Below are 23,172 nucleotides of genomic sequence, written 5' to 3' on the forward strand. Positions count from 1 at the left end.
CGTTGAAAGCGACTGCATTCAGCAACCGCCGTTCCTGGCCCCGATGGGAATTTGGGAGGTCGTGCGCAGATAAAAATTACAAAGCGCTCGGGCGATAAGCGTTGCGCGCGTCGCCTGTCCATCATTTGGATGACAGGTATTTCTGCTGCATTGCGCAATTTTTAGTGCGGGCCACGGTTTGGGCACAGCGCTTGCGTAAGGAGAGGCCTCGGCGTAATCACGATCGAGTCGCAACTGTCTCGACCGGCCTATCAACTGGAGCAAGCATGGCAAAGACGAGAATCCTGATCGTGGCGGGAGAAGCTTTCCCTCTGGCCAAAACAGGCGGCCTGGGGGATGCGATAACGGGGATGGCGCGCGCGCTGATCGAGGCGCGAATGCCCCTGAGCGTGATGTTGCCCGGGTATCGCGGCGTAAAAGCCAAGCTGAACCGCGTCCGCCAGGTTGCCACGCTGCAGGACCTGCCGGGCGGCCCGGCCGCGCTGCTGGAAGGCAAGTGCCCGCAGTCCGGCATCGACTACCTGATTCTGGAAAACGATGCCCTGTATGACCGCGGCGGCCTGTATGTCGACGAGCACGGCAAGGAACATCCGGACAATGGACTGCGCTATGCGGCGCTGGCGCACGCTGCCGTGCGCGTGGCGGCCGGCCTGCCGGGCGTCATGCGCCCCACACTGGTGCACGCGCACGATTGGCACGCCGGTCTGGTGCCGCTGCTGCTGCGCGCCGCAGACCTGCCGGACGTCAAAAGCGTGATGACCATTCACAACCTCGCGTTCCAAGGCCTGTTCCCGATGGCCCACGCGGACGAATTCGGGGTGCCGGAATGGGCTCGCAACGATGACGGCGCGCAGGCCTGGGGCCAGCTCAATTTCCTGAAGGCTGGCATCCGCTACGCCGACCGCGTGACGACGGTCAGCCACACGTACGCCCGCGAGATCATGACCCCCGCGTTCGGCTGCGGCCTGGACGAGCTGTTGCGCAGCCGTGCGGACGACCTGTTGCCGATTCCGAACGGCATCGACGACGTGCTGTGGAATCCTGCGCGTGATCCGTACCTGCGCAGCCATCGCTATTCCGTCCGCGACCTGACCAACAAGATCCACTGCAAGGCCGCGCTGCAGCGCGAGTTCGGCCTGCGCCCCGATCCGGGCGCGACGCTGATGGGTATGGGCAACCGCCTGACCGAACAGAAAATGGCAGACGTCGCCGTGCATGCGCTGCCGGAAGCGCTGGACCGCCACCCCAACCTGCAGATCGCAATCCTGGGCCAGGGTGACCACCGGCTTGAAGAAGCGTTGCAGGACATCGCCCGGCGCTACCCGGGGCGCTGCAGCACCCACATCGGCTACGACGAGGGCATCGCCCATCGCCTGCACGCGGGGTCCGACATCTTGCTGCACGCCAGCCGTTTCGAACCCTTCGGCCTGACGCCGCTCTACGCCATGCGCTATGGCACGCTGCCCATCGGATCTCGCGTCGGCGGCATGGCCGACACCATCCAGGACCCGGGCCCGCGCGCGCCGCTGTCGGCCATGTCATCGGCCACCGGCCTGCTCTTCGAGGGCGACACGCCGCAGGCAATGAGCGCCGCCATCGAGCGCGCGATCGATCTGCGCGCCCACGGCATTCTGTGGCGGCTGATGCAGCGCAACGCGATGAATACCGACTTTGGCTGGCGCGCCGCCGTCAGTCTGTACGCCAGCCTGTACCGGTCGCTGGTGGAGCCGAACTACCGCGATGCGGCGCCCGCCCCTGCCTTGCAGCCGGCCAGCGTTTCCGCCGTCAACCGCCGCCAGCCGCGCACAGGTGGCGCCATGCCAGCCGCCATCTAAGGAGCGATACCGGTGTCCCATCCCGCCGTCCCCGCGCCGTCCCGCGCCCCGATACGTCTTTATCACGCCCGCAACGGCCTGCCGGAAGGCGAAGCCGCCATCCAGGCCTTGGGCAAACGGCTCGCGCAGCGCGGCTTCAACGCCGTGCTGGTGCCGGCCCCCTGGTTGACCGGGCCTCAGCCGGGCTCGCTGGCCGCGCAGGACGCCGACATGGCGATGCGGGATGGGCAGCCAACGCCGATCATCGAGTGGTACACGCAGGCCACGGCGCAATTGGCGGCGCACGGGCTGGCGCTGTACGTGGATGTGATTCTGGACCGCAGCGCGCGCAACGCCGTGGCGGCAACCGCCGCGCCGGGCTGGTACCGCTCGCTGCATGAAGAGCCCGCGCGTGATCCGCGGCTGACGCAGGAAGAACGCGGGGTGCTGCATTTGCCCGAAGGCGCCCTGCCGCCTGGCTTTCTGACGGCTTGGACGGAACGCCTGCTGGGATGGGCCCGCAGCGGCGTCAAGGGTCTGGTGTTCCAGGCGCCTCATCGCCTGCCCGCCGAGGCGTGGCGCGAATTGGGCGGCGCCCTGCGCGCACAGAATCCCGACGTGCGGCTGCTGGCGTGGACACCCGGTCTGTCGCCCGCGGATCTGGCGGCCTTGCGCGACGCGGCGTTCGACGCGGCGTTCTCGTCGCTGCCGTGGTGGGACTTCAAGTCCTCATGGCTGGCCGAAGAAGATGCGCGGCTGCGCGCCATCGGCGAGGTCATCGCGGCGCCGCCGCAGTCCGGTGCCCTGAGGCCCTCGGAGGACGGCAGACGCGCCATCTGGAGCGCGGCCGTCACCGGCGATGGCTTGATGCTGACGGACGAGGACGAACGGCGGCTGCCGGATGTGGAAACGGTGAACGCCTGGTTTGCCGGACCGCGGCTGAAAGGGCCACTGTGCATGCTGGGCGGCCGCGATGGCAGTTGCACGGCGCTGCTGCGCGACGCGGGCGACGGCGCCACGCTGGCGCTGGCGATCAACCCCTCGGCCACCCAGGATGCGGCGATGGACTGGGACGCGCTGGCGCCTATGTTGCCGCCGGCAGATCTCGTGCCGTTCACGCCACCCACCGGTCTGCAGAATCAGGCCAACGATCTGGCGGGCGGCGAGTGCGCGATGCTGATGTTCCAGCCGACGCAGCCGGTGCGCGACGCCGTGCGCCATCACCGCACCCGGGCCGATGATCTGGCCAACCAGCGCGTCGCGCTGGAGAACATCAGTCCGGCCGTCGATGGCGGGGCCTATCCCGTCAAGACCATTCCGCACGCGCGTATCGTCGTGCAGGCCGACATCTTCATGGACGGCCACGATCAGCTGGCCGCTGAAGTGCGCTGGCGCGCCAAGGACGAGGCCCGTTGGCACATCGTGCCCATGACGCGCGGCCTGAACGACCGCTGGGAGGCCGCCTTCCGGCCCCGCCGCATCGGCGCGCATGAATTCGTCGTCGCCGCCTGGTTTGACGCGTGGCACACGTTTACGCATGACATCGAGGTCAAGCACCAGGCCGGCCGCGACCTGAGCCTGGAAGTGCACGAGGGCCTGGCGCTGCTGCGGGATGCCCTGGCGCGGGCGCAGGCGGGCTCACCCGCTGGCGCTGACGCAGAGCCGGTGCGCGAGGCGCTGGCCGCCTTTGCGGACGCCGACCTGGCCAACCCCGCTCCTCCAACGGCCGAGCAAGTCGCCGTGCTGCTCGATCCCGCGCTGGCGCGGGCGATGCACGAACTGGACGACCATCCGTTTGAAGCCGTCACCGCCATTGCCTACCCGGTCTGGGTGGACCGCGTCCAGGCATGCCATTCAAGCTGGTACGAGCTGTTTCCGCGATCGCAAGCCGCCGAACCCGGGCGCCACGGCACCTTCGACGACGTGATCGCGCGGCTGCCCGACGTGCGCGAGATGGGCTTCGATGTACTGTACATGCCGCCCATCCACCCGATCGGCCAGCGCAACCGCAAGGGGCGCAACAACAGCCTGCGCGCCGAGCCCGGCGACGTGGGCAGTCCCTACGCCATCGGCGCGCAAAGCGGCGGGCACGACGCGATCGAGCCCGCGCTGGGCACGCTGACGGATTTCCTGAACCTGGTGGATGCCGCCGCGCAGCACGGCATGGAGATCGCGCTGGACTTTGCCATCCAGTGCTCGCCGGACCACCCGTGGCTGGCCCAGCATCCCGACTGGTTCTCGTGGCGGCCCGATGGGTCGATGCGTTACGCCGAGAATCCGCCCAAGAAATACGAGGACATCGTCAACGTGTCCTTCTACGGCGGCCAGAACCGCCGCAGCCGCAAGCTGGGATTGTGGCGTGCGCTGCGCGACGTGGTGCTGTTCTGGGTGAACCACGGCGTGCGCATCTTCCGCGTCGACAATCCGCACACCAAGCCGCTGCCGTTCTGGCAGTGGCTGATCTGCGAGGTCCAGGCCAAGCATCCGGACGTCATCTTTCTGTCCGAGGCGTTCACGCGCCCGAAGATGATGTACCGCCTGGCGAAGATCGGCTTCACGCAGTCGTATACCTACTTCACGTGGCGCAACGAGCGGGCCGAACTGGAAGCCTACCTGCAGGAGATCTCGTCGCCGCCCGCGGCCGACTTCTTCCGGCCGCATTTCTTTGTGAACACGCCGGACATCAACCCGTTCTTCCTGCAGACCTCGGGACGCCCGGGCTTTCTGATCCGCTCGGCGCTGGCCGCGCTGGGGTCTGGTCTGTGGGGCGTCTACAGCGGCTTCGAGCTTTGCGAAGGCGCGGCGCTGCCGGGCAAGGAAGAATATCTGGACTCCGAAAAATACGAGCTGCGCCAACGCGACTGGCACGCGCCGGGCAACATCCGCGCGGAAATCACACGCCTGAACCAGATCCGCCGCGCCAATCCGGCGTTGCAGACGCATCGCGGCCTGACGCTGACCACCAGCACCAACAACCGTGTGCTCGCGTTCTACAAGTCCACGCCGGGCCACGGCAACGTGGTGCTGGCCGTCATCAGCCTGGATCCGTTCCAGGCGCAGCAGACGCGGGTCGAGGCGCCGTTCTGGCTGTTCGGCGAGGCCGACGCCGGCCAGCTGTCCGCCGAAGACCTGCTGACTGAAACCCGCGAGACCTGGCACGAGAAGCACCGCACGCTGACGCTGACCCCCGACCAACCTTATCGCGTGTGGCGGCTTTCGCTGCACGGATGAAGCCCGCGCCCAACGCCATGATGAGTAAAGCCCAACCTATTCAGGACGATCCCCTCTGGTACAAGGACGCCGTCATCTACCAGTTGCACGTCAAATCCTTTTTTGACTCGAACGGCGACGGCGTCGGCGACCTGCCAGGCCTGATCTCCAAGCTGGACTACATCGCCAGCCTGGGGGTCAACACCATCTGGCTATTGCCCTTTTACCCCTCGCCGCGCCGCGACGATGGCTACGACATCGCCGACTACCGCGGCGTGCATCCGGACTACGGCACCATTGCCGACGTGCGCAAGCTGATCCGGGCCGCGCACGCGCGCGGCCTGCGCATCATCACCGAGCTGGTGGTCAACCACACGTCGGATCAGCACCCGTGGTTTCAACGGGCGCGCGCGGCCAAGCCCGGTTCGGCGGCGCGCAATTTCTATGTGTGGTCCGACAACGACAAGGCTTACGCCGGCACGCGCATCATCTTCTGCGACACCGAAAAGTCGAACTGGACCTGGGACCCGGTGGCCAACGCCTATTTCTGGCACCGCTTCTATTCGCATCAGCCCGACCTGAACTACGACAACCCGCAGGTGCTCAAGGAAGTGCTGTCCGTCATGCGCTATTGGCTGGACATGGGCGTGGATGGTTTGCGCCTGGACGCGGTGCCCTACCTGGTCGAGCGCGAAGGCACCAACAACGAGAACCTGCCCGAGACGCACGACGTGCTCAAGCAGATCCGCGCGGTCATCGAGGCCGAGTATCCGGGCCGCCTGCTGCTGGCCGAAGCCAACCAGTGGCCCGAAGACGCGCAGGAGTATTTCGGCGCAGGCGACGAATGCCACATGTCCTTCCACTTTCCGCTGATGCCGCGGATGTACATGGCGATCGCTCAGGAAGACCGCTTCCCGATCACCGACATCATCCGCCAGACGCCCGACATTCCGCCCACCTGCCAATGGGCCATCTTCCTGCGCAACCACGACGAGTTGACGCTGGAAATGGTGACCAGCCGCGAACGGGATTACCTGTGGAATGTCTATGCCGCCGAGCCGCGCGCCCGGATCAATCTGGGCATCCGCCGCCGCCTGGCGCCGCTGCTCGAGCGTGACCGCCGCCGCGTCGAACTGATGAACAGCCTGCTGCTGTCGATGCCCGGCACGCCGGTGCTGTATTACGGCGACGAACTGGGCATGGGTGACAACGTGCATCTGGGCGACCGCGACGGTGTGCGCACGCCGATGCAATGGTCGCCGGACCGCAATGGCGGTTTCTCTCGCGCCGATCCGGAGCGCCTGCCGCTGCCGGTGTTGATGGGCCCCTTGTACGGTTACGAGGCCGTCAACGTCGAGGCGCAGCAACGCGACCCGCATTCGCTGCTGAACTGGACGCGCCGCCTGCTGGCGCAACGCGGCCAAAGCCATGCCTTCGGGCGCGGCACGCTGCGTTTCATCTTTGCCGGCAACCGCAAGATCCTGGCCTACCTGCGGCAATGGGAAGACACCACGATCCTGTGCGTCGCCAACCTGTCGAACGCGGCGCAGCCGGTCGAGCTGCACATGCAGGAGTTCAATGGCCGGGTGCCGGTGGAGATGCTGGGGGGCACGCCCTTCCCCGCCATCGGTGAACTGCCTTACCTGCTGACGTTGCCGCCCTACGGCTTTTACTGGATGGACCTCAGCCAAGACGCCGCGCCGCCCGGATGGCATGCGACAGCACCGGAACAGATGCCCGAACTGATCACGCTGGTGCTCAAGACCCGCGGTGGCGCGGCGCTGACCGATGCGTCGCGCGCCACGCTGGAACGTGAAATCCTGCCGCAGTATCTGGCGCGCCAGCGCTGGTTTCCGGGTTCCGAACCGCCCTCTCGTGCGCGGCTGGCCTACGCCACCCCGTTCGAGTCGGCGGACGGCGAATACTACTGGGCCGAGATCGAGCCCGAGGACGGCGCCGAGGGCATCCGTGCGCAAGCGCCCTTCGTGCTGGTCTGGGACGAAACCGCCGTCATCCAGTACGCGATTGCCCGCGTGCGCCGCGGCGCCGAGGTCGGCGTGCTGGCCGACGCCTTCCTGCAGCCGGGGTTCGTGCGCAGCACGCTCAAGGCCATGCAGGCCAGTGCGGAGCTGGACGGACGCAGCGGCGGCAAGCCGGGCGACAAGCCGGGCGTGATCCGCTTCCTGCCCGAGGCCGGCCTGAAAGACATGGACTTCGATGGCGACGTGGACATGCATTGGTTGTCGGGCGAACAGTCCAACAGCTCGGTCATCGTCGGAAACCAGGTCATCCTGAAGATCATCCGCAGCGTGCAGCCTGGCCTGTCTCCGGAATCGGAAATGACGCGCTACCTGACCCGCGCGGGCTACGGCAACATCCCGCCGCTGCTGGGCGAAGTGCAGCGCGTGGACGCCGACGGGATCGTGCATACCTTGGCGGTGGCGCACGGCTACGTGCCCAACGAAGGCGATGCCTGGAGCTGGACGCTGGACTTCCTGAAGCGCACGCTGGCCAACGCGCTGCTGGTGGGGACCTCGCCCGAGGAGTACGAGGAAACGCTGCAGGGCTACGCGGTGATGGCCGCAACCATCGGCGAGCGCCTGGGCCAGATGCACACGGTGCTGGCGGCGCCCACCGATGACGCCGGCTTCCAATCGCGCCCGGCCAGCGAGGCCGACGCCGAGGCCCGGGCCGAACAGGTGCGCGCGCTGCTGGACCGCGCCGAAAAGAACCTGCGGACCGCGCTCGACAAGCTGGAAGAGCCGTCGCGCGCCTGCGCCGAATGGTTCTTCGAGCATCACGCGCGCCTGGCCGAGCGGGTGTCCGCCATGGCGCAGGCCGAGGCCGGGTCGCCCTGGCTGCGCATCCATGGCGACTTCCACCTGGGCCAGGTGCTGGTCGCGCAGACGGACGCCTACCTCATCGACTTCGAGGGCGAACCGATCAGCAGCCTGGAGGCGCGGCGCGCGCTGGCCTCGCCGTACAAAGACGTGGCCGGCATGCTGCGCTCGTTCGACTACGCGGCGGCATCCATTGCCCGCACCGACCTCATCGGCGGCGCACATCTGGACGCCAACGCGGGCGCGGACGAGGTGCCGGCGCCGACCGTTGCGCCGGCCGAACAGCGCGACGCACTCCTGTCGCGGTTCCGGCAGCAGGCATGCGACGCCTTCCTGCAAGGTTATCGCGGCGCGCGCGGCGGCGACCTGGCCGATGGCGCGGACCGCGAGAACACGCTGCTGACGCTGGCGCAGCTTGAAAAGGCCGCCTACGAAGTCAGCTACGAAGCCGCCCACCGTCCGGACTGGATCTCGATTCCGCTGTGCGCCCTGACCGAACTGGCGCGCAGTGTCCTGCTTTCCGCCGCCATCGACGCCGAAGGAAAAACGCCATGAGCGGAGCTCAAACCTCTTCGCCCTCCGCCGATGTGGCGGAGGGTCATATCAACCCCCAGGAACTCACGGCGCTGGCCCACGGGCTGCATGACAATCCGTTCGGCGTGCTGGGCCCGCACAACGGCTGGCTGCGCGTCTTCGTGCCCGGCGCCTCAAAGGTGGCGGTCCTGGATCCGGACGGCGAACGCACGGCATTGACGGAGCAGGCGCAAGGTCTGTTCACCGGCCGCGCGCCGTACGCGCAGGCTGGCGATGGGTCGTCGTACCGCCTGGCTATCCAATGGCCGGCGGCCGAGCAGATCACCGCGGACCCGTACGCCTTCGGCGCGCTGCTCGACGACACCACGCTGCAACGGCTGGCGCAAGGCGCCTGGCGCGAGGCCGGCGAGGCGCTCGGCGCGCATCTGGTCGAGGTCGACGGCGTCAGCGGCCTGCGCTGCGCGGTCTGGGCGCCCAACGCCCGACGCGTCGCCGTGGCGGGCGACTTCAACGGCTGGGACGCCCGCCGTCATGGCATGCGGCTGCGCCATGCGGCAGGCGTCTGGGAGATCTTCATTCCGGGCGTGCGGCCTGGCGAGCGCTACAAGTTCGCCATCACCGACCGCAACGGCAACCAGTTCATGAAGGCCGATCCGATGGCACGGCGCAGCGAGATGGCGCCCGCCACAGCTTCGATCGTGGACGATCCCGCGCCCTACACCTGGTCCGATGAAGACTGGATGCAGGGACGCGGCGCGCGTCAGTCGCCCGATGCCCCCATCTCCATTTACGAAGTCCACGCCGGGTCCTGGGCAGGCTGCGAGTCTGGCGTCTGCGGCTGGGACCAGATGGCCGACAAGCTGCCCGGCTACGCCCGCGCCATGGGGTTCACGCATCTTGAGCTGATGCCGATCATGGAGCATCCGTTCGGCGGCTCGTGGGGCTATCAGCCCCTGGGCATGTTTGCGCCGACCGCGCGCTACGGCCCGCCCGAGGCCTTCGCGCGTTTCATCGACCGCTGCCACGCGGCAGGCATCGGCGTGATTCTGGATTGGGTGCCCGCCCACTTTCCGGACGATGCGCACGGGCTGGCCGCCTTCGACGGCACCTCGCTCTATGAATACGAGGACCCGCGCGAAGGCTATCACCCCGACTGGCACACCATGGTCTACAACCTGGGCCGCAACGAGGTGAAGGCCTTCATGATCGCCAGCGCGATGCATTGGCTGCGGCGCTTTCACATCGACGGGCTGCGGGTGGACGCCGTGGCGTCGATGCTCTACCGCGACTACAGCCGCCAGCCTGGCGAATGGATTCCCAACCGCTATGGCGGCCGGGAAAATCTGGAAGCCGTCCAATTCCTGCAGGAGTTGAACGACACGGTGCGCGCCGAGGTGCCGGACGCGATCATGGTGGCCGAGGAATCGACCGCGTGGCCCGGCGTGACCGCGCCCGTGTCGGAAGGCGGCCTGGGGTTTCACTACAAATGGAACATGGGCTGGATGCACGACACGCTGCGCTATCTGTCGCAGGATCCCATCCATCGCCGCTACCACCACCACGACATCACGTTCGGCATGGTGTATGCCTTCAGCGAGCGCTTCATCCTGCCGCTGTCGCATGACGAAGTAGTGCACGGCAAGGGTTCGCTGCTGGGCAAGATGCCCGGCGACACGCAGACCCGGCTGGCCAATCTGCGCGCGTACTACGGCTTCATGTGGGCGCACCCCGGCAAGAAGCTGCTGTTCATGGGCGGCGAACTGGCCCAGCCCACCGAATGGAACCACGACGCCACGCTGAACTGGAACCTGTTGGACCACGCCGGCCACCTGGGCATCCAGCGCCTGGTGGCCGACCTGAACCGGCTGTATCGCGACGTGCCGGCGCTGCACGCGCGGGATGCGGACCCGTCGGGTTTCGCGTGGACGATCCTGGACGATCAGGACAACAGCGTCGTTGCCTTCCTGCGCACCGATGGCCAGCAGCAGATGCTGGTGGTGTCGAACTTCACGCCGGTCACCCGGCACGATTACCGCATTGGCGTTCCGCGCGCCGGCCGCTGGGCCGAACGGCTGAACACCGATGCGTCCCACTACGGCGGGTCCGGCCAGGGCAACCAGGGCGGGGCTCACACCGGCGACATGGCTGCCCATGGGCAGCCGCAGGCCCTGTCGCTCACCCTGCCGCCTCTCTCGACCCTCTTCCTGATGCACGAAGGCTGAATCCATGGATCCGTCCCAACTGACCCGTATCACCGGCGGCCAGCCGACACCGCTGGGCGCCACCAGCGACGGCCTCGGCGTGAACTTCGCCGTGTTCTCCGCGCACGCCACCCGCATCGAGCTGTGCATCTTCGACCCCAAGGGCCGCAAGGAATTGCGGCGCTTCGACCTGCCCGAATGCACGGACGAAATCTGGCATGGCTACCTGCCGGATGCGCAGCCCGGCCTGCTGTATGGCTACCGGGCCCACGGCCCGTACGATCCGCAGAACGGGCACCGCTTCAATCCCCACAAGCTGCTGCTGGACCCGTACGCCCGCCAGTTGAGCGGGCCGCTGCACTGGAGCCCCGCCCTGTTTGGCTACCGCATGAATCACTCGCGCGCGGACATGAGCTTTGACCGCCGCGACAGTGCACCCGCCATGCCCAAGGCCATCGTGGCCGATGACGTCCCGTTCAACTGGGGCAACAGCAAGGCGCCGTGCACCTCGTGGAACGACACCACCATCTACGAGGTCCACGTGCGCGGCGCCTCGATGCAGCGCGAAGACCTGCGCCAGCCGCTGCGCGGCACCTGCGCCGCCCTGGCCGATCCGCATTTCATTGAACATCTGCAACGGCTCGGTGTGACGGCGGTAGAGCTGCTGCCCGTCTATGCCTTCCTGCAGGACCACTTCCTGACCGAGCGCGGCCTGCGCAATTACTGGGGCTACAGCACCCTGTCGTACTTTGCGCCCGAGCCCGGTTACCTGATGCAGCACCCCAACGAGCTGCGGCTCGCCATCCGCCGCCTGCACGCGGCGGGCATCGAGGTCATCCTGGACGTGGTCTACAACCACACCTGCGAAGGCAACGAGATGGGACCGACCTTGTCCTGGCGCGGCCTGGACAACGCCAGCTATTACCGCCTGATGCCGGGCGAAGAGCGCTACTACATCAATGACACCGGCTGCGGCAACACGGTCAACATGTCGCATCCGCGCGTCCTGCAGATGGTGACCGACTCGCTGCGCTATTGGGCCACGTCCTACGGCGTGGACGGCTTTCGCTTCGACCTGGGCGTGACGCTGGGTCGCGAGGGCAACGGGTACGATCCCGGCTCGGGGTTCTTTGACGTCATCCTGCAGGACCCGGTCCTGTCCAAGCTCAAGCTCATTTCCGAGCCGTGGGACATCGGCCCGGATGGCTACCAGCTGGGCAACCATCCGCCCGGGTTCGCGGAGTGGAACGACAAGTTCCGCGACACCACCCGCCGCTTCTGGCGCGGTGACGAGGGCATGCGCGGTGACATGGCGGCCCGGCTGTGCGGGTCGCGCGACATCTTCGACCGCCGCCATCGCCGCCCCTGGTCGACCGTCAACTACGTGGCCTCGCACGACGGCTTTACGCTGGCAGACATCGTCAGCTACGACGGCCGCCATAACGAGGCCAACGGCGAGGACGGCAACGACGGCCATTCCGAGAATTTCAGTCACAACTGGGGCGCCGAAGGGCCCACCGACGATCCGCAAATCCTGGAGACGCGCGGCCGCGTGCAGCGCGCGCTGCTGGGATCGGCCATGCTGTCCGACGGCACGCCGATGCTGCTGGCCGGCGACGAATTCGGCAACAGCCAGGAAGGCAACAACAACGCCTACTGCCAGGACAACCCGATTTCGTGGCTGGACTGGACGCAGGCGCAGAGCGACGCTGGCCGGGCGCTCAGCCGCTATGTCGGCCGCCTGACCGCGTTGCGCCGCGCGCATCCCAGCGTGCGCAGCGCCCGCTACGGCGATGCCGGCCAAGAGATTCTGCCGGGCATCCCCGCGATTTCCTGGTTCGACGCTTCGGGCGCGCAGCTGGACGGTCCGGCCTGGGAAGCGGAGCAGGAACGCGTGATGGGCTTGCGGCGCGCCGCGCAGCGCCCCGAAGGCGGCGCCGACGTGACGCTGTTGCTGATGAACCCTACCCACGAAGCGGTCACCTTCACGCTGCCGGAGCCCGCGATCGCCTGGTCGCTGGAGCTGGATTCGGACAAGCCCGCCGCGCCCGCGCCGTGGGACGAGCCGACCGTGACGGTGGCCCCGCATAGCCTGGTCCTGCTGGCCCAGCGTGCGGAACCCGGAGAAGCGCCATGACGCATTCATATTCCTATGGCGCGATTCCGCTGGAAAGCGGCGTCACGCGCTTCCGGCTGTGGGCGCCCAGCGCCCCGCCCGGCCTCGCGTTGGAGGTCGAGGGCCATCCGCCCATTCCGATGCGCCCCGGCCCGGACGGCTACGCGCAGGCCGACGTGGACTGCGCGCCGGGCTCGCGCTACCACTATCGGCTGGACGAGAACACCGTCATGCCCGATCCCGCCTCCCGCCTTCAGGACGGCGACGTTCATGGCGACAGCATCGTCGTGGAGCCTGGCGCCTACCGCTGGCGCCATCCGGAGTGGACCGGCAGGCCGTGGGAAGAAACGGTCATCTACGAGGTCCACGCGGGTCTGGCCGGCGGCTACGCAGGCCTGATCGCGCGGTTGCCTGAACTGGCGGCCATGGGCATCACCATGCTGGAACTCATGCCCATCGCCGATTTTCCCGGCGAACGGAACTGGGGCTACGACGGCGTGCTGCCGTATGCGCCCGACACGGCATACGGCTCGCCGGACGACCTGAAACAGCTCATCGACGCAGCGCATGGCCACGGCATGGGTGTGATGCTGGACGTGGTCTACAACCACTTCGGGCCGGACGGCAATTATCTGTCCGGCTACGCCGCGCCCTTCTTCCGCTCCGACATCGATACGCCGTGGGGCGCCGCCATCGACTTCCGCCAGGAAGCCGTCAGCACGTACTTCAAGGAAAACGCGCTGTACTGGCTGACCGAATACCGCTTCGACGGCCTGCGTCTGGACGCCGTCCACGCCATCGCCGGACACGAGTGGCTGCACGAGCTGGCCCGCTTCGTGCGCGATGGCGTCTCGGCCGAGCGCAACGTGCATCTGGTCGTTGAAAACGACGACAACCGCGCCAGCCTGCTGCGCGGCGACTTCGAGGCGCAATGGAACGACGATGCGCACCATGTGCTCCACCATCTGCTGACCGGCGAATCGCGTGGCTATTACGCCGACTACGCCGAGGCGCCCGCGCAGGCGCTGGCCCGCTGCCTGGCCGAGGGCTGGGTGTACCAAGGCCAGCCGTCGCCCTATCGCGGTGGCCAGCCGCGGGGCGAGCGCAGCGCGGACCTGCCACCCACCGCCTTCGTGCTGTTCCTGCAAAACCATGACCAGACCGGCAACCGCGCACGCGGCGAACGGCTGACCGCCCTGGTCGACAACACCCAGCGGCTGCGGGCGGCCGTGGCGCTGCAACTGCTGGCGCCGCAAATCCCCTTGATCTTCATGGGCGAGGAACGGGGATCGCGCGCGCCGTTCCTGTACTTCACGAGCCATACCGACCCGGAACTGGCGCAGGCCGTGCGAGACGGCCGACAGCGCGAGTTCTCGGCCTTTCCGGAGTTTGCGGGCGACTCGCCCACCGCGCAGTTGCCCGACCCGAACGACGAATCCACCTACCACGCCAGTTCGCCCTGGCAGGACGAGCCGGATGCGGCCGAGTGGATGCGCGACTATTCCGCGCTACTGCAACTGCGGGCGCGGTCGATTGCGCCGCGCCTGGCGGGTGCGGTCAGCCTGGGTGCCGCGGCGGTCGGCGATCGCAGCGTCTTCGCCCGTTGGGAACTGGCCGACGGCGCCCGCCTGACGGTCTACTCCAACCTGGGACCCATGCCTCAGACCGTCCCGGAATCGCTCATGCCCGGCCCGGACGTGTTCGCGACGCTGCTGTTCGAATCACCCGCCGGCGGACGTGACCGCCTCGCACAAGGCGAGCTGTGCCCGGATTGCACCGTGTGGCTGCTGGAGGAACCGGCATGAAGCGCGCCAAGGCCGAGCCGGACGGCTTATCCGCATTGGCCCAAGACGCCGGCATCGCGGAGCACTGGTCGGATGCTCGGCAGCGGCCGCAACAGGTGTCGCCTGATACGTTGCGTGCGCTGCTGGCCGCCATGGACCTTCCGGCCGCCACGGCCCGCGATATCGAGGACAGCCGCCGCCGGCTGGCGGAGCAGGCCGCGGACGCCCTGCCGCCCATGGTGGTGACGCGCTGCAACGCCCGCACCGCATTGCCCAAGACGGCGCGCGGGCCGTATCGCATCCTGTGCGATTCCGGCCGCATCCTGGACGGCCACATACAGGCGGGCGCGGACGGCGTGCCCTGCCTGGTTGCGCCTGACGAACCCGGCTATCACCGCCTGCTGCTGTCATCGGCCGAGGCGACGCTGGCGGTTGCCCCGCTAAAGGCGCCCAGCCTGGCCGACCTGACCGGCGCGGCCAGCCCGCGCTGCTGGGGTCTGGCCGCGCAGGTCTACAGCCTGCGCCAGGATGCGCGTGCCGCCGTGCCGCGCACCCACGGCTTCGGCGATTTCGGCGCGCTGCGCGAACTGGCGGTGGCCGCCGCGGAGCAAGGCGCGGACATGCTGGCCATCAGCCCCGTCCACGCGATGTACACGGCACAACCCGAGCGCTCCAGCCCGTATTCGCCGTCCAACCGCCTCTTCCTGAACGTGCTGTACGCGGCACCCGCCTCGGTACTCGGGCAGGACGCGATGATGCGCGCGCTGTCCGGTGTGGAGCCCGCCGAACTCACCGCGTTGGACGGGCTGGATCTCATCGATTGGCCGGCGGCCGCCGCGATCCGGTTGCAGGTGCTGCGCGCGCTGCATGGGGAGTTTGGGCGCAGCGGCGCCGACAGCCAGCGGGCGCGCTACGCGCAGTTCTGCGAAGACCGCGGCCAGGCGCTGCGCGACCACGCGATATTCGAAGCGCTGCATGCCGCGCAGCGCGCGCCGGACGGCACCATCCCGCCGTGGCAGAAATGGCCGGCCGCCCTGCGCGATCCGGCCTCGTCCCAGGTCAGGCGTTTTGCGCAGGACCATCCGCTTGAGGTGGACTTTCATCAGTTCGCGCAGTGGCTCGCAGCGGAAAACCTGGCCGCGGCACACGCGGCCGGCCGCGAGGCCGGCATGCGTCTTGGCCTGCTTGCCGACCTGGCAGTGGGCGCCAGTCCGGACGGCAGCCACGCATGGAGCCGGCAGGCCGACCTGATGCGCGGCATGTCGGTCGGCGCGCCGCCTGACATCTACAACCCGCTTGGACAGGGCTGGGGCCTGACCGCGTTTTCGCCGCGCGCGCTGCACGCGAACGGCTACGCCGCGTTCATCGAGATGCTGCGCGCGGTGCTGGCCCACACGGGCGGCGTGCGCATCGATCACATCCTGGGCATGGCGCGGCTGTGGCTGGTGCCGGAAGGCGCGTCGCCCGCCGACGGCGCCTATCTGCGCTACCCGCTGGACGAGATACTGGCGCTGATTGCGCTGGAGGCGTGGCGCCACCGCGCCTGCGCCATCGGCGAAAACCTGGGCACGGTGCCCGAAGGGTTTGACGACCGGCTGAAAGACAACGGCGTGCTCGGCATGAATGTGCTGTGGTTCATGCGCCAGGCGCCGCAAGCGCAGCCGGAAGCGGGGGCCGAAGGTGCAAAGGCGCCACGCTCCCATGCTGCGGGTGCAGAAGAAGTGGGCCCGGACGAAGTGGACGCCGAATCGCCTGCCGGATTCACGCCGCCCGCCGAATGGCCCGAGAACGCCGCCGCCATGACCACCACCCACGACCTGCCGACACTGCTCGGCTGGTGGGAAGCGCGCGACATCGACTGGCGCGTCAAACTCGATCTGCTGGGCGCCGACGACGACGAGGCAAGCCTGCGGGCCGCCCGCGCGCAGGACCGGGAGATGCTCTGCCGCGCCCTGGACCTCGATGTCGAAGCACCGCCCGACGAGGCGCCGGTCCCCGAGCTGTTGCGCTTTGTGTCGTCCAGTCCCTGCCCGCTGCTGCTGGTGCCGATGGAAGACATCGCCGGCGTTCTGGATCAGCCGAACCTGCCGGGCACCATCGACACCCACCCTAACTGGCGCCAGCGTTTGCCCTTGAGCATCCGCGCGACCTTTGCAGACCCCGCCGCGCAAACCCGCCTGGATGCCGCGCGCGCCGGAAGGAGACAATCTTGAGCACACCGCTAGCCACCGCCCGCCTGCAACTGCATGCAGGATTCACGCTCGATGAGGCGTGCGCGCAGGTGGACTATTACGCAGACCTGGGCGTCAGTCATCTGTATCTGTCGCCCATCACGCGCGCGCGCGAGGGCTCCACCCACGGCTACGACGTCATCGACCATGCCGTCGTCAGTCCGGAACTGGGCGGCGAGCCCGCCCTGCTCCGTCTGGCCAGCGCCGCACGCGCACGCGGCCTGGGCCTGATCGCGGACATCGTGCCCAATCACATGGCGGCAAATCCCGCTAACGCGTGGTGGCGCGACGTGCTGGCCAATGGACGGGCAAGCGCGTTCTCGGGCTACTTCGATATCGAATGGAACCCGCCCGCGCCGGCACTGCGCAACAAGGTGCTGCTGCCGGTGCTGGGCGACCCGTACGGCGCGGCGCTGGAGCACGGCGCCATCACGCCGCAATGGGACACCGGCGCGTCCACCCCCGAGCTGGACGTGCATGGACAACGCTTCCCGCTGACACCGTCGTCCGTGCATCGCGGCGCCGAGCGCCAGGCCTGGCTGCGCGAGCACGACCCGGCTCAGCCCGGCGGCCGTCAGCGCCTGCATGAACTGCTGGAACGCCAGCACTACCGTCTTGCGTGGTGGCGCACGGCGCCGGACCAGATCAACTGGCGGCGCTTCTTTGAGATCAGCGAACTGGTCGGCGTGCGCGTCGAGGAAGAAGCGGTGTTCGATGCCGTGCACGCGCTGGTCCTGCGGCTGTACGCGCAAGGCGTCCTCGACGGCCTGCGCATCGACCATATCGATGGGCTGGCGTCGCCGGGCGGGTATCTGCGCCGACTGTCGGCGCGGCTTGAGCAGGCCAACGCCAACCGCCCCGCGGCGCTGCGCCAGGACCAGCCCTACCTTGTGATCGAAAAGATCCTGGCGCATGACGAGGCGCTGGACCCGCGCTGGCTGACGGACGGCACCACCGGCTACGACTTCATGGATCAGGTGAGCGCGGTGCTGCACGACCCGCAGGCCGAAGCGCCGCTGCGGGAGTTCTGGCAAACGCTGACCGGCGATGAGCGCGACCCCGCCGAACAGTTGCGCGCAGCGCGGGTGCGCATGCTTGCCCGCCATTTCCCGGCGGAAAGGCAGGCGCTGGTGCGCTGCCTGGAACAGATCGCCGCTCGCGACCTGCGCACGCGCGACTGGACCGCCACGGCGATCGACCGCGCGCTGAGCGCCCTGTTGGCCGCCTTCCCCGTGTACCGCACCTATGCGGAGGACGAGGGCCGCAACCCGGCAGACGCGCAGCAGCGCGAGATCGCGGTCCAGGGCGCGGCGACGGCGATGGCGGCCCGCGAAGGCTCCGCCGACACGACGCTGCTGGCGCAACTTGCGCAGTGGTTGAACGGCGAAACGGATCACCCCACCGCCCTGCGCCGCTTCCAGCAATTGACGCCGCCGCTGGCAGCCAAGGCGCTGGAAGACACCCTCTTCTACCGATACGGCCCGCTGCTGTCGCGCAACGAGGTTGGCGCGTCGCCGGGCTGCTTCAGCCTGTCCGCCGAGAACTTCTTCGCCGCCAGCGCCGCCCGCGCGCGGACGCATCCCCGCGCCATGCTGGCCACCGCCACGCACGACCACAAGCGCGGCGAAGATACGCGGATGCGGCTCGCCGTCCTGTCCGAGATGCCCGACCGCTGGCAGGAAGCGGCGCGAGGCTGGATAGACGCATTGCCCGGCGGCATCAGCCGCGCAGACCGCTACATGCTCATCCAGACGCTGATCGGCGCCTGGCCCTGCGAATGGCGTGCGGACCCGGCCGACTGGGCGCCCGACGCCCTGCAGCAATGGCTGGACCGGATCGGCCAATGGCAGGAAAAGGCCCTGCGCGAGGCCAAGCTGCACACGAGCTGGACCGATCAGGATCCCACCTACGAAGCCGCCGCGAAAGAATGCCTGGCATGGCTGGGCGGTGATCCCGAAGGCCGCCGCGTGCTGGCCAGCATTGCCGCCTTTGCGCTCGACATTGCGCCAGCCGGGATGGTCAACAGTTTCACGCAAACGCTGCTGCGCAATACGTTGCCGGGCGTGCCGGATCTTTATCAGGGCACGGATCTGTGGGATTTCAGTCTGGTCGACCCCGACAATCGCCGGCCGGTCGATTACGCCCTGCGCGCCAAGCTGCTCGCGGATGCTTCGCACGACGTAGCGATGGACCTGTCCGAATCGGCCTGGCGCACGGGTGCAGTCAAGCAGGCGTTGATCCACCGGCTGCTGATGGCCCGCCAGCGGGCACCCGAGCCTTTCGCGGGCGGCAGCTTCCAGGCTGTTTCGGCGCAGGGCCCGCAAGCCGGTCACGTGCTGGCTTATGTGCGGCAGCACGGCGGCCAGACCGCCCTCATCGTCGGCGCGCGGACGTGCGCGCTGCAGTTGGCCGGGTATGCGCGGGGCGATGCCGCCGGGGCGCGAGGATTCTGGGGCGACACGGCGCTGCGCCTGCCCGACGGCATTCCCGGCCTGTCACTGCACGACGCCCTGACAGGACGCCGCGTGCGCGCTGGCGCCGACGGGCTGCTGCCGATGATGGAGTTGCTTCGCAACGGGCCAGCCGTACTCTGCCTGTCTGCCTAGGGCGGCGGTCAACAGCTTCCAAATGCAATTCGGCCCCGGACGCGTCACGGAGGGGGACGCGGCCGGGGCCGTCAAGTACTACGCAAACAGCCGCGCGCTGGTCACGCGGCTGGCGTAGCCAACGCATTTAGCGCTGAGTCTTGTTTTGCTGATTGGAAGACTGACCCTGCTGATTACGGTCTTTTTCCATCTGCTGACCCGATTGGCCGGGTTGCTGCCCCTGCTGGTTGCGGTCCCGGGGATTCTCCTGGGATTGTTGCTTTTGCGGTTGCTTCTGCTGGTCGGGTTGGTTCTGGTTGGCCATTACACGTCTCCTGAATAGAAGCGGAGATATTCCGCCCTTATCCTTGAGCAACCGCCGTGCCCAACCCGGTGCGCTGGGGGGAAGCGGGGATGGCTGTTTCCGGGGACGGAGGCAGCGGGCGCAATTCCCGCGCCGATCGGTAAAAACTACCCTTGCACAGGCGCTACAGCAAGGTGGAGTGCACAACCGGGCGGCCCGGTTCCGCTTCCTGGCTGGGACCGTCGAACGCATCCAGCCAAGACGACGCATAGGCGGCGGGCGCCGCCAGCGGCTCGCCGCCGTCCCGCTGCGTGCGCAGGCGCAGAATCAATTCGTCCAGCGGCATGGGTCGGCCCAATGAGAACCCCTGCCCATAGCGGCATCCGGCCGCACGCAGAGCGGGTATGTCGGCCACGTTCTCCACGCCTTCCGCGACCACGCGCCAGCCCAGTCGGGTCGCCAGCTCCGCAGCGGTGCGCAGAACCTCGAAGGCAACGGCGCTGCGCCGCATGCGCGTGACGAAATACTGGTCGATCTTCACTTCGGACAGGGGAAGCGCGGACAGCAGCTTCAGTGACGCATGGCCGGTGCCGAAGTCGTCCAGACTGACCTCGCAGCCCGCCTCTTCCAGCCGCAGCAGCGACGCGCGCAGCACATCCAGGTCGTGGATGGGCTGGTCTTCGGTCAGTTCGACGCGCACCAGCGACGGGGGAAGTTCCGCGGCGCGTACGCGGTCAAGCAGGAAATCCACGCAGCGCAGTTCGGACAGTGTCGTGGCGGGCGCGTTGATCGCCAGCGGCACGGCCACGCCGACGCGGCGCAGCGTCTGCAGCGCGTCGATGACCCGCACGCATACGCGCTCAAACAGCATGCCGTCCAGCCCCAGCCGGTTCACCGCAGGGATGAAGTCGGCAGGCATGACGATGCCCAGTTGCGGATGCTGCCAGCGCACCAGCGCTTCGGCAGAAACGATGCGACCTGTGAGCAGGTCGACTTGCGGCTGCAAGAGTACGCGCAGCCCATCGCGTCCGGTGATCATGGCGGTAATTTCCGCATCGCTGACCACGGGTTGTTGGCAAGACTCGGTATTGATCATCGGCTTGCTCCAGATGCGTCCCGACAGTTGCCTGCGCTGTCCGGGCGCAGATCGGGACACGATATTGACGCATTCTGCGCTCTCCACGCCATAAAGTCACACACATGTAACCAACGGTGTTAAGGTGCGCAAATTCATGTTTGGCGCGGGTTTCCGGGCGGCTCGAGTGCCGCTTCGTCCGGCCTTTGTGCCGCGGGTCTCCGCCGCGTGGTGCAATCTCCCGCCCTTGTCTTGTCGACATGGTAGGGTTGCCATCTTTCCGGCCTGCCCAGCCAATTTTTCCGCTGCATCTCATCCGCGTGACTAGTCTGCTTACCCGTTGGCGCGCCTCCCTGCGCAATGTGCTGTGGCTCGATGCCCTGCAAGCCGCCGCCATCAGCGCGGCCCCCGTCATCCTTGCCGTGCTGGTTCACGAACCGCGCCTGGGCTGGACCGCCATCGCCGCGTTCTGGGCCTGCTTCGGCGACCCCGGCGGTCCGCTGCGCAAGCGCGCCGGGTCAATGCTGGCGCTGGGCCTGATCGGCGCCCTGTACTGCCTGTTGGCCAGCGCCAGCGCCTCACATGTCTGGGTGCTGTTGCCGCTGACCTTTGTGTGCTGCACCTTCGGCGGACTGCTGCGCGTGCTGGGCCCCGCCGCCGCCATCGTGGGCACGCTGCTGTCGGCCGGCTTCGTCGTGGCCGCCGAGCTGCCGGCCCCGACGCTCACCGAAAGCCTCTGGTACACGTTGTTCTTCCTGGCGGGCGCGGTGTGGGCAATTTTGATGACGGCGCTCGTCTGGCGCCGCCGGCCCTGGAAGGACGCCACCCATGCGGTCGCCCACTGCTACCGGGGTCTCGCGGACTTTTCCGATGCGCTGGCCCGCATGTATTCCGGCCTCGCGCCGGCCGCGGGGCCGCAGGCCTGGAGCGCCGTCGTCCGCCCGCAGCGCAGCGCCCAACGGGCCGCGCTGGAAGCCGCCCGCGTCCGGATCCGCGAAGTGCTGGACGCCCGCCCGTCTCGCCGGGCCCGCGCGCATCAATTGCTTTACCTGCTGGACAGCGCCGAGGACAGCTTCATTGCGCTGGTCGCCGCCGCCGACCTGCTGGAGTCCAATGCCCCGCGCTGGCTGGGCCGCAGCGCCGGGGCGCACCTGTCGCACGCGCTGCATCGCTACGCCAGTGTATGCAACGCGATCGCCAGCACGTCCGACGTCAGCGACGCCAAGCAGGCCGAGTGCCTGCGCGAGCGCCTGGCCCACTACAACGCCGGACTGCGCGACCTGCGCGGCGGGGCCATGGCTTATGCGCCGGACCTGGCCTCCGTGGTGCCAGTGCTGGACCGCCTGCTGCACAACGCCCAGGCGGTGACGCAGTCGTTGTTCGATCTGGGCGCGACCCCTGCCGCACCCGCGCACCGCGCCAGCGATGGCACCGGCGCCCGGCAGGCCTGGCGCACGCTGCGCCAGAACCTGCGGTTTGAATCCGACGCCTTCCGCCACGCGCTGCGCGTCGGCGTGGGCGCCACCATTGCGGTGGCGCTGTCCAAGACGTTCGCCGTCAACCACGGCTACTGGATGTCGCTGACGCTGATCTTCATCCTGCAGCCCTACTTTGCGACGACCTGGCAGCGCACGGTCGAGCGGGTGATCGGCAGCGTGGCCGGCGCCATCAGCGCCTCGTTGCTGGGACTGTTGCTCACCACGCCGCTGTCCGTGGCGCTGGCAGTCCTGCCCATCGCGCTGGGCACGTTCGCCGCACGCACTGTCCATTACGCGCTGTACACCTTTTTCCTGACGTCTCAGTTCGTGCTGGTCAGCCACATCCAGCAGCCCGAGATCTACGAGCCGACGCTTGCGGCATTGCGCGCGTTCAACAGCGTGCTGGGCGGCATCCTGGCGCTGCTGGTCGGCTTTCTGGTCTGGCCCGAGAAAGAGCCCCGGCAGCTTGCCGGCGCCCTGGCGCGCGCGTTGCAGCGGCATGCCGATTACGCGCAGGCCCTGGCGCAGGAAAAGAGCGGCGACGCCGCCGGCCGCGACATCGTCGGCCTGCGCCGGCTTGCCTGCCTGTCGGCCGACAACGCCGAGGCGTCGCTGCAGCGGCTCCAGCAGAATCCGGTGCATCGCGAGCGTAACGTGGACACCGCCGTGAATCTGCTCAACGCCATGCGCCGCATCACGGCGGCGGGCACCGTGCTGGAGATCCAGCCGGCGCTGCCGCCTGCATCCCCGGCGGCAGCCGCGCTGCGCGACTACGGCGCGGTGCTGGCGCACGTGCTGCATCCTGAAGGCCCCGAACCCAGCACCTCGCCCGTCACCGACGCGCGGGGCATGGCCGTACCCGCGGTCATCGCCGCGGCGGAACCGGCGCTGGCCGCGCCGCTGGACCGCATCGCACAGCAGGCGCGCCAGATCCGCCAACTGCGCGAGCGCGTGCAGCGGGATCCGGCGCCGCAATAGCGGCTTGCATTGAGCCGGCGGG

The 23,172-nt window shown here is 68.3% G+C and carries 11 protein-coding genes; 9 read left to right on the forward strand and 2 right to left on the reverse strand.

Features of this window, described 5'->3' with window-relative positions; all coding sequences use genetic code 11:
• Positions 1-266: 266 nt before the first annotated feature.
• The 8 genes from glgA to treY are packed head-to-tail and all read left to right on the forward strand — an operon-like array spanning position 267 to position 19,336.
• Positions 267-1,835: a glycogen synthase GlgA gene (gene glgA / locus B3098_RS12010; RefSeq protein WP_175121578.1), complete on the forward strand. Its 1,569-nt coding sequence runs from the start codon at positions 267-269 to the stop codon at positions 1,833-1,835.
• A gap of 6 nt (positions 1,836-1,841) precedes the next feature.
• Positions 1,842-5,045, forward strand: coding sequence for an alpha-1,4-glucan--maltose-1-phosphate maltosyltransferase (locus B3098_RS12015; RefSeq protein WP_414631275.1), 3,204 nt, complete (start codon positions 1,842-1,844; stop codon positions 5,043-5,045).
• Positions 5,042-8,419 carry a maltose alpha-D-glucosyltransferase gene (treS, locus tag B3098_RS12020; protein WP_414631273.1) on the forward strand — a complete coding sequence of 1,126 codons (3,378 nt, stop codon included), beginning with the start codon at positions 5,042-5,044 and terminating at the stop codon, positions 8,417-8,419. The genes B3098_RS12015 and treS overlap by 4 nt, the downstream gene beginning before the upstream one ends.
• The gene (gene glgB / locus B3098_RS12025; RefSeq protein ID WP_286896382.1) at positions 8,416-10,620 is read left to right on the forward strand and encodes a 1,4-alpha-glucan branching protein GlgB; all 2,205 of its coding nucleotides are present in this window, start codon (positions 8,416-8,418) and stop codon (positions 10,618-10,620) included. The genes treS and glgB overlap by 4 nt, the downstream gene beginning before the upstream one ends.
• 4 nt (positions 10,621-10,624) lie before the next feature.
• Positions 10,625-12,736 carry a glycogen debranching protein GlgX gene (gene glgX / locus B3098_RS12030; protein ID WP_286896385.1) on the forward strand — a complete coding sequence of 704 codons (2,112 nt, stop codon included), beginning with the start codon at positions 10,625-10,627 and terminating at the stop codon, positions 12,734-12,736.
• Positions 12,733-14,520 carry a malto-oligosyltrehalose trehalohydrolase gene (treZ, locus tag B3098_RS12035; protein WP_286896389.1) on the forward strand — a complete coding sequence of 596 codons (1,788 nt, stop codon included), beginning with the start codon at positions 12,733-12,735 and terminating at the stop codon, positions 14,518-14,520. The genes glgX and treZ overlap by 4 nt, the downstream gene beginning before the upstream one ends.
• Positions 14,517-16,712: a 4-alpha-glucanotransferase gene (gene malQ, locus B3098_RS12040; protein WP_286896391.1), complete on the forward strand. Its 2,196-nt coding sequence runs from the start codon at positions 14,517-14,519 to the stop codon at positions 16,710-16,712. The genes treZ and malQ overlap by 4 nt, the downstream gene beginning before the upstream one ends.
• A complete protein-coding gene (treY, locus tag B3098_RS12045; protein WP_286896394.1) occupies positions 16,709-19,336 on the forward strand; it encodes a malto-oligosyltrehalose synthase in 2,628 nt (875 codons plus the stop codon). Before malQ ends, treY begins: the two co-directional genes overlap by 4 nt.
• A 127-nt stretch (positions 19,337-19,463) precedes the next feature.
• On the opposite strand, the gene B3098_RS12050 is transcribed toward treY, so the two are convergent.
• Both B3098_RS12050 and B3098_RS12055 read right to left on the reverse strand, forming a co-directional pair.
• On the reverse strand, positions 19,464-19,640 hold the full coding sequence (locus tag B3098_RS12050) for a hypothetical protein (RefSeq protein ID WP_191577107.1): 177 nt from the start codon (positions 19,638-19,640) through the stop codon (positions 19,464-19,466).
• A gap of 163 nt (positions 19,641-19,803) precedes the next feature.
• Entirely contained in the window at positions 19,804-20,715 is a 912-nt protein-coding gene (locus B3098_RS12055; RefSeq protein WP_286896399.1) for an EAL domain-containing protein, read from the reverse strand.
• 299 nt (positions 20,716-21,014) lie between these two features.
• On the opposite strand from B3098_RS12055, the gene B3098_RS12060 reads away from it, so the two are divergent.
• A complete protein-coding gene (locus B3098_RS12060) occupies positions 21,015-23,150 on the forward strand; it encodes an FUSC family protein (protein ID WP_286896402.1) in 2,136 nt (711 codons plus the stop codon).
• Positions 23,151-23,172: the final 22 nt, after the last annotated feature.

The sequence above is a fragment of the Achromobacter sp. UBA2119 genome (genome assembly GCF_002331005.1).
In the GTDB taxonomy this organism is placed as follows: Bacteria; Pseudomonadota; Gammaproteobacteria; order Burkholderiales; family Burkholderiaceae_B; genus Achromobacter; species Achromobacter animicus.

What these genes read in the sequence shown, in the direction of transcription:
- glgA (WP_175121578.1), top strand. Translation starts at nt 267, where the DNA reads ATGGCAAAGACGAGAATCCTGATCGTGGCGGGAGAAGCTTTCCCTCTG.
- treS (WP_414631273.1), top strand. Translation starts at nt 5,042, where the DNA reads ATGAAGCCCGCGCCCAACGCCATGATGAGTAAAGCCCAACCTATTCAG.
- glgB (WP_286896382.1), top strand. Translation starts at nt 8,416, where the DNA reads ATGAGCGGAGCTCAAACCTCTTCGCCCTCCGCCGATGTGGCGGAGGGT.
- glgX (WP_286896385.1), top strand. Translation starts at nt 10,625, where the DNA reads ATGGATCCGTCCCAACTGACCCGTATCACCGGCGGCCAGCCGACACCG.
- treZ (WP_286896389.1), top strand. Translation starts at nt 12,733, where the DNA reads ATGACGCATTCATATTCCTATGGCGCGATTCCGCTGGAAAGCGGCGTC.
- malQ (WP_286896391.1), top strand. Translation starts at nt 14,517, where the DNA reads ATGAAGCGCGCCAAGGCCGAGCCGGACGGCTTATCCGCATTGGCCCAA.
- B3098_RS12050 (WP_191577107.1), bottom strand. Translation starts at nt 19,640, where the DNA reads ATGGCCAACCAGAACCAACCCGACCAGCAGAAGCAACCGCAAAAGCAA.
- B3098_RS12055 (WP_286896399.1), bottom strand. Translation starts at nt 20,715, where the DNA reads ATGATCAATACCGAGTCTTGCCAACAACCCGTGGTCAGCGATGCGGAA.